This is a genomic window from Flavobacterium sp. (assembly GCF_049318185.1).
Taxonomy (GTDB): domain Bacteria; phylum Bacteroidota; class Bacteroidia; order Flavobacteriales; family Flavobacteriaceae; genus Flavobacterium.
Genome location: NZ_JBMOGV010000071.1, coordinates 1 through 11,635, shown reverse-complemented (window position 1 = coordinate 11,635; position 11,635 = coordinate 1). Strand labels below are relative to the sequence as shown.

At 33.3% G+C, this 11,635-nt stretch carries 12 protein-coding genes, 4 tRNA genes and 1 pseudogene; all 17 read left to right on the top strand.

The genetic code is table 11. The features are described 5' to 3' along the window. Nucleotides 1-82 precede the first annotated feature (82 nt). Nucleotides 83-2,014 (top strand): putative porin, encoded by a 1,932-nt coding sequence (locus ACOYLT_RS07750; RefSeq protein ID WP_422853290.1) that lies wholly within the window; start codon nucleotides 83-85, stop codon nucleotides 2,012-2,014. A 111-nt stretch (nucleotides 2,015-2,125) separates the two neighbouring features. Further along, nucleotides 2,126-3,487, top strand: coding sequence for a pyridoxal-phosphate dependent enzyme (locus ACOYLT_RS07745; protein WP_422853289.1), 1,362 nt, complete (start codon nucleotides 2,126-2,128; stop codon nucleotides 3,485-3,487). Nucleotides 3,488-3,580: 93 nt separating this feature from the next. Beyond that, nucleotides 3,581-4,849, top strand: a complete 1,269-nt coding sequence (locus ACOYLT_RS07740; RefSeq protein WP_422853288.1) for a DUF2851 family protein — start codon at nucleotides 3,581-3,583, stop codon at nucleotides 4,847-4,849. A 4-nt stretch (nucleotides 4,850-4,853) separates the two neighbouring features. Beyond that, nucleotides 4,854-5,081 (top strand): PspC domain-containing protein, encoded by a 228-nt coding sequence (locus ACOYLT_RS07735; protein WP_422853287.1) that lies wholly within the window; start codon nucleotides 4,854-4,856, stop codon nucleotides 5,079-5,081. Nucleotides 5,082-5,090: 9 nt separating this feature from the next. Next, complete coding sequence (locus ACOYLT_RS07730; protein WP_422853286.1) at nucleotides 5,091-5,969, top strand: ComEA family DNA-binding protein; 879 nt, start codon at nucleotides 5,091-5,093, stop codon at nucleotides 5,967-5,969. 30 nt (nucleotides 5,970-5,999) lie between these two features. Further along, the gene (locus ACOYLT_RS07725) at nucleotides 6,000-7,169 is read left to right on the top strand and encodes an acyl-CoA dehydrogenase family protein (protein ID WP_422853285.1); all 1,170 of its coding nucleotides are present in this window, start codon (nucleotides 6,000-6,002) and stop codon (nucleotides 7,167-7,169) included. Nucleotides 7,170-7,244: 75 nt separating this feature from the next. Further along, nucleotides 7,245-7,439: a 30S ribosomal protein S21 gene (gene rpsU, locus ACOYLT_RS07720; protein ID WP_422853284.1), complete on the top strand. Its 195-nt coding sequence runs from the start codon at nucleotides 7,245-7,247 to the stop codon at nucleotides 7,437-7,439. Nucleotides 7,440-7,508: 69 nt separating this feature from the next. Continuing rightward, the gene (locus ACOYLT_RS07715; RefSeq protein ID WP_422853291.1) at nucleotides 7,509-8,405 is read left to right on the top strand and encodes a tyrosine-type recombinase/integrase; all 897 of its coding nucleotides are present in this window, start codon (nucleotides 7,509-7,511) and stop codon (nucleotides 8,403-8,405) included. A 32-nt stretch (nucleotides 8,406-8,437) separates the two neighbouring features. Then, nucleotides 8,438-8,740: a ribosome hibernation-promoting factor, HPF/YfiA family gene (gene hpf / locus ACOYLT_RS07710; RefSeq protein WP_422853283.1), complete on the top strand. Its 303-nt coding sequence runs from the start codon at nucleotides 8,438-8,440 to the stop codon at nucleotides 8,738-8,740. 91 nt (nucleotides 8,741-8,831) lie between these two features. After that, nucleotides 8,832-8,905 (top strand) — tRNA-Thr (locus tag ACOYLT_RS07705). Between the two features lie 35 nt (nucleotides 8,906-8,940). After that, nucleotides 8,941-9,025: transfer RNA gene (locus tag ACOYLT_RS07700), tRNA-Tyr, on the top strand. Nucleotides 9,026-9,092: 67 nt separating this feature from the next. After that, nucleotides 9,093-9,164: transfer RNA gene (locus tag ACOYLT_RS07695), tRNA-Thr, on the top strand. Nucleotides 9,165-9,219: 55 nt separating this feature from the next. Next, the gene (tuf, locus tag ACOYLT_RS07690) at nucleotides 9,220-10,407 is read left to right on the top strand and encodes an elongation factor Tu (protein WP_422853282.1); all 1,188 of its coding nucleotides are present in this window, start codon (nucleotides 9,220-9,222) and stop codon (nucleotides 10,405-10,407) included. A gap of 59 nt (nucleotides 10,408-10,466) precedes the next feature. Further along, nucleotides 10,467-10,537: transfer RNA gene (locus ACOYLT_RS07685), tRNA-Trp, on the top strand. Between the two features lie 18 nt (nucleotides 10,538-10,555). Beyond that, nucleotides 10,556-10,753, top strand: a complete 198-nt coding sequence (gene secE, locus ACOYLT_RS07680; RefSeq protein ID WP_422853281.1) for a preprotein translocase subunit SecE — start codon at nucleotides 10,556-10,558, stop codon at nucleotides 10,751-10,753. 10 nt (nucleotides 10,754-10,763) lie between these two features. Further along, nucleotides 10,764-11,315, top strand: coding sequence for a transcription termination/antitermination protein NusG (gene nusG / locus ACOYLT_RS07675; RefSeq protein ID WP_422853280.1), 552 nt, complete (start codon nucleotides 10,764-10,766; stop codon nucleotides 11,313-11,315). A 67-nt stretch (nucleotides 11,316-11,382) separates the two neighbouring features. Continuing rightward, a pseudogene (locus tag ACOYLT_RS07670) lies at nucleotides 11,383-11,635 on the top strand (50S ribosomal protein L11); the annotation flags it as partial.

Genomic DNA, 11,635 nt, shown 5'->3' with positions numbered 1-11,635 from the left:
TAATTAAAACCACCTTTATGGTGGTTTTTTTATGACTTTATTACAAATAGTTTTGTGTATTTTTGCTTTGAAATTTATACCTATGAAAAACAACCTTTTACTTGTTTTCTTATTGATGTTTTCTGTTGGAATTTCTCAAGTTCAAAAGGGAGAGAAACCAAACAAAGCTGTATCGTTAAATGAAGTTCCCGAAAAAGCACCAAAAGCAACATTTAATCAATACAGAATTATTACCTTACAAAGAGACACAACCTATGTTGACACTTCACTCACCATCAAAAAGGAATATGAATATAACTATTTGCGTAAAGATATTTTTGGGTTATTGCCTTTTGCTAACGAAGGACAAACTTATGCTGTTTTAGATTATGGTTTAAAAAGCTTCACTTCATTTCCTGAAATTGGTTTCTCTGGAAAGCAATTCAATTATCTCGGCGTAAAAGATATTAACTATTATTCTGTGGCCACTCCGGTGACTGAGTTGTATTTTAAGACAGTTATGGAACAAGGGCAATCGGTAGATGCTTTTATAACGGTTAATACTTCAGAACGCTTTAATATGTCTATAGCTTTTAAAGGATTACGGTCTTTGGGAAAATATGTCAATCAATTATCGAGTGCCGGTAACTTTCGTTTTACCACAAGTTATCACACTTTGAATAAAAGATACTTTTTAAATTTTCATTTCACTGGTCAAGATTTTCTGAATGGTGAGAATGGAGGAATTACAACTCTTGAAGATTTTGAAAGTGGAGATGCTACCTTTAGTAATAGAGCTCGATTGGAAGTTTACTTAAAAGATGCTAAATCGTTCCTGAAAGGTAAAAGAATCTTCTTTGACCACAACTACAGAATTAATCCTACTAAAGGAAATAATAATCTTTTTATAACCCATCAACTTAACTACGAGAATAAATTTTTCGAATACAATCAAGCTACGGTGCCTTCCACAGTTGGTAATACAACGGTTTATCGATTTGGTGATTCTTATGTAAACAGTGCTATCAATGACCATACTCGATACAATAGATTGTATAACAAAGTTGGTGCTGTTTATGAAAATTCAGTACTTGGTAAATTCCAATTTTTTATAGAAGATTTTAGATATAATTATTATTACAATAAAATTCTAATATTAAATACTGGCGCTGTTCCTAGTTCATTAAATGATGAAATAAATTCATTAGGCGGACACTATGAATACCGAAAAAACAAATGGAATGGTACTTTTCAATTCTCCAATTCCATTTCCCGTCAACCGATGTCTAATTTTGATGCTCAATTGAATTATAAATGGAATGATAAAAATGAGTTCATTTTTCAATACCAAATGATTAGTAAAATTCCTGATCACATTTATAATCTCTATCAAAGTAGTTACACCAGTTATAATTGGTTCCATAATTTTAAAAACGAAAAAATTAATAACCTTGAAGCCACAGCAAAGACATCATGGTTTGATGCTTCTTTACAAATTAGCTCCATGAAAGATCATTTGTTTTTCAGTAATGATGCTACTGATGTTCAACAACAACTTATTTCGCCTAAGCAATATGATAAAACTATCAACTATTTAGCTGTTAAAGTAAATCGCGAATTCAAATGGTGGAAATTGGCTTTGGATAATACGGTACTATATCAAAAAGTTGATCAAAATGATGCTATTTTAAATGTGCCACAAATCGTGACCAGAAACTCACTTTATTTCACCAACTACTACTTTAAAAAAGCATTGTATTTGCAAACAGGATTTATATTTAATTATTTTACCAAATTCTACATCAACGATTACAATCCAGTAACAGCCGAAGCCTTTGTGCAGAATACAAAAAAAGTTGGCGATTTCCCTATGATTGATTTCTTTGTCAATGCTCGTATACGTCAAACAAGAATATTTCTAAAAGCAGAGCATTTTAATTCGAGAATGACAGGAAGTGATTTTTATACAGCACCTAATTATCCTTATCGTGATTTTATGATTCGATTTGGTGTAGTATGGAATTTTTTCCAATAAAAATTTAGCATCATTTTTATATTCAATACCTTTGCTTTTATCAAAAGCAAAAAGCAGTGTTACAACGATTTGTATATGCGAAAGCATAAGGTCCATTAAACATTAAAACGAATGAAATACGCAAAAAATATATTAGAAACTATTGGCAATACACCATTAGTGAAACTAAACAAAGTTATTGAAGGAATTGACGCCTTGGTTTTAGCCAAAGTAGAGACTTTCAATCCAGGAAATTCTACTAAAGATCGAATGGCACTTAAAATGATAGAAGATGCTGAAGCTGATGGGCGATTAAAACCCGGAGGAACTATCATTGAAGGAACTTCAGGAAATACTGGAATGGGATTGGCACTTGCAGCCATAGTGAAAGGTTACAAATGTATTTTTGTAATTACCGATAAACAGTCTAAAGAAAAAATGGATATTCTTCGTGCCGTTGGCGCCAAAGTAATTGTTTGTCCAACTGATGTTGAACCAACCGATCCCCGTTCTTATTATTCTGTTTCTAAAAGGTTAGGGACTGAAATTCCTAATTCTTGGTATGTCAATCAATATGACAACCCTAGTAATGCTATTGCACACTATGAACAAACTGGACCGGAAATTTGGGAACAAACTGATGGGAAAGTAACTCATTTTGTGGTTGGAGTAGGGACAGGAGGTACCATCTCTGGAATTGCAAAGTATTTAAAAGAGAAAAATCCTGCTATTAAAATTTGGGGCATTGACACCTATGGTTCAGTATTTAAAAAATACCACGAAACAGGAATTTTTGATGAAAACGAAATCTATTCTTACATCACAGAAGGAATCGGAGAAGATATACTTCCAAAAAATGTTGACTTTTCTTTAATAGATGGGTTTACAAAAGTAACCGATAAAGATGCGGCAGTTTACACTCGAAAAATTGCTCTAGAAGAAGGAATCTTTGTTGGGAATTCAGCTGGTGCTTGTGTGAAAGGATTGCATCAGTTAAAAGAACATTTCAAGCCAGAAGATGTTGTTGTCGTTTTATTTCACGACAGTGGGAGTCGTTATGTCGGTAAAATATTTAATGATGATTGGATGCGTGAACGTGGTTTCTTGGAAGAACAAATAACTAAGGCAGAGGATGTAATCAGAGACCATATAGACAAGCCTTTAATTGTTGTTCGAACTGAAGAATTGGTTTCACATGCTATTGAGCGATTGAAAAAATATAAGATTTCTCAAATTCCAGTAATTGATACTACAGGATTTGTAGGTAGTGTAGATGAAACAGATTTGTTTAGAAGTTATGTAGAGGACAAAGACATAGCGGACAAACCTATTAAAGATATCATGGGAAAACCTTATCCAATAGTAAATGCTAATGCTCCAATTGAAGAAATTTCAAAACTCATTAATAAGGATAATCAAGCTGTTTTAGTAGATTTGGGGAATGGTAAACATCATATTATAACCAAACATGACATTATTAGTTCGATAAAGTAAACAATAAGTTATAAAATTTTAGTAACCCAATAGTATTATTGGGTTTTGTTTTTTTGTGCTATTTTCTTATTTTAGTATTCTCAAATCCTGAATATGAAAGAAGATTTTCTCCATTATGTTTGGCACTATAAAAAGTATGATTTTTCCAACTTGGTTACCGTTTCTGGCGATGCTTTAACTATTACTAATAGCGGTCAATATCTACAAAAAGCTGGGCCCGATTTTTTTAATGCACAAATTGTCATTGGCCATCAAAAATGGGCGGGTAATGTAGAAATTCATGTCAAGTCTTCCGATTGGTATTTGCACCATCATGAGAAAGATGAAAATTATGATAGTGTAATTCTTCATGTAGTATGGGAGCATGATACACCTATTTTTAGAAAGGACAATTCTGAAATACCAGTTTTAGCACTTAAAGAATATGTGTCTAGCGCTGTTTTAAATCAATATTACTCTTTACTATCACCAAAATCTTGGATTTATTGTGAAAATCAAATTAAACAGGTTGACGAATTTGCGCTCAAGAATTGGCAAGAACGTATGTTTTTTGAACGATTGGAGAGGAAGTCTGTGCCTATTCAACAACTTTTACAAGAAACAGCCAATGATTGGGAAGCTGTTTTATTTTGCCTGTTGGCCAAAAATTTTGGATTAAATACGAATGGTGAACCATTTTTAAAGATTGCCCAATCTATTCCGTTTTCTATTATAAGAAAAGAAAGTTTTGAAATTGAAAATCTTGAAGCCTTACTATTTGGTATGGCTGATTTATTCCCAACCGAAGCGGAGGATTTCTATGCCAAAGATTTGAAAAATAGATTTCTGCATATTTCTCACAAGTATCAATTAAGTAAAACAATCATTGAGCCTATTCAGTTTTTTAAACACCGACCTGATAATTTTCCAACGATACGATTGGCACAATTATCTATGTTGTATCACCAACAGCAAAACTTATTTTCACAAATACTAATTGCGAATAATTTAAATGACCTCTATTCCCTTTTCAATTGTTCCGTTTCAGACTATTGGCAAACACATTATCAATTTGATAAACAAAGTCCCAATAAGAAAAAACAATTTTCAAAATCATTCATTGATTTACTGGTTATCAATACCATTATTCCAGTTCGGTTTGCTTATGCCAAAAGTCTGGGAAAAGAAACTACAGAGGAAATTTTGGAACTCATGCAATCTATTAAGCCAGAAAAGAATATTATTATTGAAAAGTTTTCTAATTTTGGGATTAAAGCTCATAATGCATTTGAAACCCAATCGCTTTTGCAGTTAAAAAACGAATATTGTAATCATGGAAAATGTTTACAGTGTAGTATTGGAACACAACTTTTAAAACAATAATTAGATGTCACCTGTTATACAGTTAAAATATTTTTTCGAAAAACACGGTTTCCATGTTTCCTCACGATTGGCGGATAAACTTGGTATGCGCGCCTCAAATGTTCGTTTGTTTTTTATCTACATCACATTTGTAACAGCAGGATTATGGTTTGGCATTTATCTTACGCTAGCCTTTTGGTTGCGATTAAAAGATTTGATTAGAGGCAAAAGAACTTCGGTATTCGATTTATAGTATAGCATTATGAATCATAATTTCTTTCTTAAAGCACTCTTAAGTTATTCCAAAAATCAACGAATTGGAATTATTTTTCTTTTTCTTACGATTATTTTTTTACAAGGTCTCTATTTTTTTCTTGATTTCAAATCTGCAGAATACAATCAAATAGATAAAACGACCTGGTTGTCTAATCAAAAAGAAATTGATTGTCTAAAATTGCTAACTAAAAATTATAAACCAACACTATATCCTTTTAACCCGAATTTTATAACCGATTTCAAGGGCTATAAACTTGGCATGTCAGTACAAGAGATTGACCGATTGTTAGCTTTTAGAAAGCAAAATAAATTTGTTAATTCTGCTGAAGAATTTCAGGCAGTAACTAAAGTTTCCGATTCTTTACTAAAAGCAATTTCTCCCTATTTTAAATTTCCTGATTGGGTAAAAAATAAAAAGAACACTTTTCAGTCCTTTGAGAAAAAAGATTTTTCTACAGCAGAAAAAATTGTAGTGCTTGATATCAATCGAGCTACTAAAGAAGACTTGATGAAAATTTATGGAATTGGTGATAAAATATCCGATAGAATTTTAGCTGAAAAAGCAAAGTATGGTGCTTTTGTGACTATGGAGCAACTCAACGATATTTGGGGTTTATCGCCAGAAGTTATCGTTAATTTAAATAAGTATTTTGATGTTAAATCTACTCTTGGACTCAAAAAAATTAATATAAATAATGCCTCGATAAAAGAACTAGCCGCGTTTCCGTTTTTTAGATACGCTTTAGCTAAAGAAATTGTTACTTACAGAAGTATGAATGGCGGTATAAAAATTGAGGATTTATCAAAAATTAAAGGATTTTCTGTTGATAATATAAAAATAATTGCCTTATATTTGGAATTCTAATAAATTAACGAATAAATCAGCTTTTATTATATGAATTCAACCTACTTTACAGAAGAACACGAATTGTTTAGAGAGAGTTTGCGAGACTTTTTGCAAAAAGAAGTTGTTCCACATATTGAAAAATGGGAAAAGACCGGTACCATTGAGCGCTTTATTTGGAAAAAATTTGGTGAAATGGGGTTCTTCGGTATTGCTTATCCTGAAGCTTATGGAGGGTTGGATTTGGATTTGTTTTATACCGTTGTGTTTTTAGAGGAACTTCAAAAAATTAAATCCTCTGGTTTTGCTGCTGCCATGTGGGCGCATGTCTATTTAGCTATGACCCATTTGAATGCCGAAGGTGATGAAAGAATAAAGCAAGATTATTTGGCGCCAAGTATCGCTGGAGAAAAAATAGGAGCTATGTGTATTACAGAACCTTTTGGAGGCAGTGATGTAGCAGGAATGCGAACCACAGCAGTGAAAAAAGGAGATCATTATATTATTAATGGCTCTAAAACTTTTATTACCAATGGTGTTTATGCCGATTATTATATAATTGCTGCTAAAACCAAGCCAGAATTAGGGAATAAAGGAATTAGTATTTTTTTGATGGATACTAATTTAAAAGGAGTTTCGGCTACCAAATTAGATAAATTAGGATGGAGAGCTTCAGATACTGCTGAAATTGCTTTTGATAATGTAGTCATTCCTTCTACTAATTTGATGGGAGAAGAAGGAAAAGGTTTTCCTTATATTATGCAGCATTTTGCTTTGGAGCGATTAATCATGGCAATCAATGCCCATGCTAGAGCAGAATATGCTATAGACTATACAATAGATTATATGTCGCAACGACAAGCTTTTGGCACCACAATAAATAAGTTTCAAGCTTTACGACATACTATGGTTGATCATGCTACGGAAGTGGAGCATTGTAAACTATTTAATTATGCTGCCGTAGCTCGATTAAACAAAGGAGAATATGTAGTAAAAGAGGCTACCATGGCAAAACTAAAATCTACCAAAGTAGCTGATGAAGCCATATACAGTTGTTTGCAAATGTTAGGAGGTTATGGGTATATGGAAGAATATCCATTAGCACGTTTATTACGAGATAGTCGCTTAGGCCCAATTGGAGGTGGTACTTCAGAAATTCTAAGAGAGATTTTGTCGAAAATGATTATTGATAAACAGAATTATCAGCCGGCAGTGAAATAATTGATAATTGATAATTGATAATTGATAATTATTAATTACTTTTGCGCCCACTAAATGAGAGGAGGTGTCTAAATTATGTTGATTATACCCATTAAAGACGGAGAAAACATTGATAGAGCATTAAAGCGCTACAAGAGAAAATTTGATAAAACTGGAACTGTAAGACAACTTAGAGCGCGTCAGGCGTTTATTAAGCCTTCTGTTGTTAGAAGAGCACAAGTTCAAAAAGCAGCCTATATTCAAAATTTAAGAGACAATATCGAAGGATAGTTAAATTCCTTATAAGATATGACCGCTGGTACTTAAAGTTTGTTAACTTTGATGTCAGCGGTTTTTTTTATGGAAAATTCAAAAAATAAATTTCAAGATTATTTATTGTTAGAGAAAAAGCATTCACAACATACGGTGACCGCTTATCTTAATGATATAGGTTTTTTTGAAATGTTTTTGTCTAGTGCATTTGATGCTACTACTTTAATCAAAGTAAACTACCCTCAAATTCGCGCTTGGATTGTTTCGCTTTCAGACGATGGATTATCTAATAGTTCCATTAATCGCAAAATTTCTTCCTTAAAAGCATATTACAAGTTTTTACTCAAAACAAAACAAATTGACAGTAGTCCGCTATTGAAACACAAAGCATTGAAATCGCCTAAAAAGCTTCAAATCCCATTTTCTGAAAAAGAAGTTGATTTAGTTTTGAATCAATTAGTCTATACAGATGACTTTGACGGTATAAGAGACAAACTAATCATTGATTTATTTTATACCACTGGTATTCGTAGAACTGAATTAATCCATTTAAAAGTGCAGCATATAGATTTTGGAAGCAAAACTATTAAAGTTTTAGGAAAAAGAAATAAGGAGAGGATTATCCCTATACTTTCCATTGTTGAAAATCAGATAAAATTATATTTAGCTGAAAGGACACAAATAGAAACAATTATAGATAAGGAGTATTTTTTTCTACTATCTAAAGGTGTTAAATTGAACGATTCCTTTGTGTATCGAATAATTAATTACTACTTTAGTAATGTCTCAGAGAAGGTTAAAAAAAGTCCGCATATTTTAAGGCATACTTTTGCAACACATTTACTCAACAATGGGGCAGATATAAATTCAGTTAAAGAATTATTAGGACATTCTAGTTTAGCTTCTACCCAAGTCTATACCCATAGTAGCTTAGCAGCACTTAAAAAGGTTTACAGTAGTGCGCATCCAAGAAACAAAAAGTAATTCGGAATTGTTTAACCAATAAAAATTTTAATATGAAGATAAATGTTCATGCGGTAAATTTTGCTGTCGATAAAAAATTAGTAGATTTCATTCAAGAAAGAGTAGGTAAACTTGAAAAATTTTATGATAAAATAGTTTCATCAGATATTTTTTTGAAGGTTGATAACACGAGTGCGAAAGAAAATAAAATAGTAGAAGTAAAAATTCATGTGCCAGGAGATGATTTCATGGTTAAGAAACAGTGTAAAACTTTTGAGGAAGCGGTGGAGTTATCCTCAGAATCTTTAGAAAGATTATTGTTAAAAAGAAAGGGAAAAAACAGAATCCATTTATAAAATAAAAATTTTTACAAAAATGTTTTGATTAAAAGATAAAATCCATACATTTGCAGTCCGTTAGAAATAGCGGACTTTTTTTATTGTGTATGCCAGCGTAGCTCAGTTGGCTAGAGCAGCTGATTTGTAATCAGCAGGTCGTGGGTTCGAGTCCCTCCGCCGGCTCTTATTTTTTGGGCAACAAAACAATAGAAAAAGTGGGGGAGATACTCAAGCGGCCAACGAGGGCGGACTGTAAATCCGCTGACTACGTCTTCGCAGGTTCGAATCCTGCTCTCCCCACCAAAAGAATTTAGAAATATGAATTTGGTTTTTCTGAATTCTGAGATTCTAACTTCTGAACTAGGCATTAGCCGACTTAGCTCAGGGGTAGAGTGCTTCCTTGGTAAGGAAGAGGTCACGGGTTCAATTCCCGTAGTTGGCTCAAAAATGTAAAATTTGAACACTAATATATAAACTAAGATTAAAAATTAAGTAAAATGGCAAAAGAAAATTTTAACCGTAACAAGCCCCACTTAAACATAGGAACAATTGGGCACGTGGATCACGGAAAAACAACTTTAACTGCAGCAATCACCAAAGTATTGTCTGATGCAGGTTACTGTCAAGCGAAATCATTTGATCAAATTGATAACGCTCCAGAAGAAAAAGAAAGAGGTATTACTATTAATACTTCGCACGTAGAGTATGAAACTGCTAACCGTCATTACGCTCACGTTGACTGTCCTGGTCACGCGGATTACGTAAAAAACATGGTAACAGGTGCTGCTCAAATGGACGGCGCTATTTTAGTAGTTGCTGCTACAGATGGTCCAATGCCACAAACTCGTGAGCACATCCTTTTAGGACGTCAAGTTGGTATTCCAAGAATTGTTGTATTCATGAATAAAGTGGATATGGTTGATGATGCGGAATTATTAGAGTTAGTTGAAATGGAAATCAGAGATTTATTATCTTTCTATGATTATGATGGAGATAATAGTCCAGTAGTTCAAGGTTCAGCTCTTGGTGGATTAAATAATGATCCAGCTTGGACTCCAAAAATTCTTGAATTGATGGAAGCAGTTGACAATTGGATTGAAGAGCCAGAAAGAGATGTTAACAAACCATTCTTGATGCCTGTTGAAGATGTATTTACCATTACTGGTCGTGGAACTGTTGCTACAGGACGTATCGAAACAGGTATTTGTAATACAGGAGACCCAGTTGAAATCATCGGTATGGGTGCAGAGAAATTAACTTCTACTGTAACTGGTATTGAAATGTTCCGTCAAATTCTTGATAGAGGTGAGGCGGGAGATAATGCAGGTATCTTATTAAGAGGTGTTGCTAAAGAAGATATTAAAAGAGGAATGGTTATTTGTAAGCCAGGTTCTGTAAAACCACACGCTAAATTTAAAGCTGAGGTTTATATCTTGAAAAAAGAAGAAGGTGGTCGTCACACACCATTCCACAATAACTATCGTCCACAGTTTTACGTACGTACAACTGACGTAACTGGAGTTATTACTTTACCTACAGGAGTAGAGATGGTAATGCCAGGAGATAACTTAACTATTGAAGTTGCTTTATTAAGTGCTATTGCATTAAATATCGGTTTACGTTTCGCTATCCGTGAAGGTGGTAGAACTGTAGGAGCTGGTCAGGTAACTGAAATTTTAGATTAATTATCTATTAAAATAATTATTCCAGTGTCGTTTTTTTAACGGCACTGGTTTTTAATAATACGGGCGTAGTTCAAGGGTAGAATAGCGGTCTCCAAAACCGTTGATGGTGGTTCGAATCCTCCCGCCCGTGCTAATAAAAATATTTACAATGACAAAAATTGTTAATTATATATCAGAGGCATTTGAAGAATTAAAATCAAATGTAACTTGGCCAGAATGGGCAGAAGTTCAGAAGTTTACTATAACAGTAGCTGTTTTTTCTATTGTTTTTGCTTTAGCTACATGGGGAGTTGATGAACTTTTTGCTAAGTCAATATCTGGCTTTTTTAATTGGTTAAAACCATAATATTTTTACTATGGCTGATAATAATGTGAAAAAATGGTATGTGGTTAGAGCTGTAAGCGGACAAGAAAACAAAGTTAAAGCTTATATCGAAACTGAAATCAACAGATTAGGAATGTCGGATTACATCTCTCAAGTATTGGTTCCCACTGAAAAAGTGTTTCAAATAAGAGATGGTAAAAAAATAGCTAAGGATAAAGTATATTTTCCTGGTTATGTAATGATTGAAGCTAATTTAGTTGGAGAAATTCCACACATTATCAAATCGATTACGAGTGTTATAGGTTTTTTGGGAGAAGTAAAAGGAGGAGAACCTGTTCCTTTACGATTGTCTGAAGTCAATAGAATGCTTGGTAAAGTAGATGAGTTGGCTGTTACTACAGACACACAGAATATTCCATTCAACATTGGAGAAACAATCAAAGTTGTAGATGGACCTTTCAATGGATTCAACGGAACCATTGAAAAAATTAATGATGAAAAGCGTAAGTTAGAAGTAATGGTTAAAATTTTCGGAAGAAAAACGCCGTTAGAACTGAGTTTTATGCAAGTTGAAAAAGTATAATTTTTTGTTACACATATAATAAACCGCATCAATCGCTTCCAATTGAGAGATGTAAAATTTTTAAGAAATGGCTAAAGAAATTAGTAAAGTAGTTAAACTACAAGTTAAGGGAGGTGCTGCGAACCCGTCGCCACCGGTTGGACCTGCTTTGGGAGCTGCTGGGGTTAATATCATGGAGTTCTGTAAGCAGTTCAATGCTAGAACACAAGATCAACCTGGCAAAGTTTTACCGGTACAAATTACCGTGTATAAAGACAAATCGTTTGATTTTGTTGTAAAAACTCCACCTGCTGCAATTCAATTATTGGATGCTGCTAAAT

Excerpts from the sequence above, each read along its gene's own strand:
- ACOYLT_RS07750 (WP_422853290.1), top strand. The coding sequence starts at position 83 with ATGAAAAACAACCTTTTACTTGTTTTCTTATTGATGTTTTCTGTTGGA.
- ACOYLT_RS07745 (WP_422853289.1), top strand. The coding sequence starts at position 2,126 with ATGAAATACGCAAAAAATATATTAGAAACTATTGGCAATACACCATTA.
- ACOYLT_RS07740 (WP_422853288.1), top strand. The coding sequence starts at position 3,581 with ATGAAAGAAGATTTTCTCCATTATGTTTGGCACTATAAAAAGTATGAT.
- ACOYLT_RS07735 (WP_422853287.1), top strand. The coding sequence starts at position 4,854 with ATGTCACCTGTTATACAGTTAAAATATTTTTTCGAAAAACACGGTTTC.
- ACOYLT_RS07730 (WP_422853286.1), top strand. The coding sequence starts at position 5,091 with ATGAATCATAATTTCTTTCTTAAAGCACTCTTAAGTTATTCCAAAAAT.
- ACOYLT_RS07725 (WP_422853285.1), top strand. The coding sequence starts at position 6,000 with ATGAATTCAACCTACTTTACAGAAGAACACGAATTGTTTAGAGAGAGT.
- rpsU (WP_422853284.1), top strand. The coding sequence starts at position 7,245 with ATGTTGATTATACCCATTAAAGACGGAGAAAACATTGATAGAGCATTA.
- ACOYLT_RS07715 (WP_422853291.1), top strand. The coding sequence starts at position 7,509 with ATGGAAAATTCAAAAAATAAATTTCAAGATTATTTATTGTTAGAGAAA.
- hpf (WP_422853283.1), top strand. The coding sequence starts at position 8,438 with ATGAAGATAAATGTTCATGCGGTAAATTTTGCTGTCGATAAAAAATTA.
- tuf (WP_422853282.1), top strand. The coding sequence starts at position 9,220 with ATGGCAAAAGAAAATTTTAACCGTAACAAGCCCCACTTAAACATAGGA.
- secE (WP_422853281.1), top strand. The coding sequence starts at position 10,556 with ATGACAAAAATTGTTAATTATATATCAGAGGCATTTGAAGAATTAAAA.
- nusG (WP_422853280.1), top strand. The coding sequence starts at position 10,764 with ATGGCTGATAATAATGTGAAAAAATGGTATGTGGTTAGAGCTGTAAGC.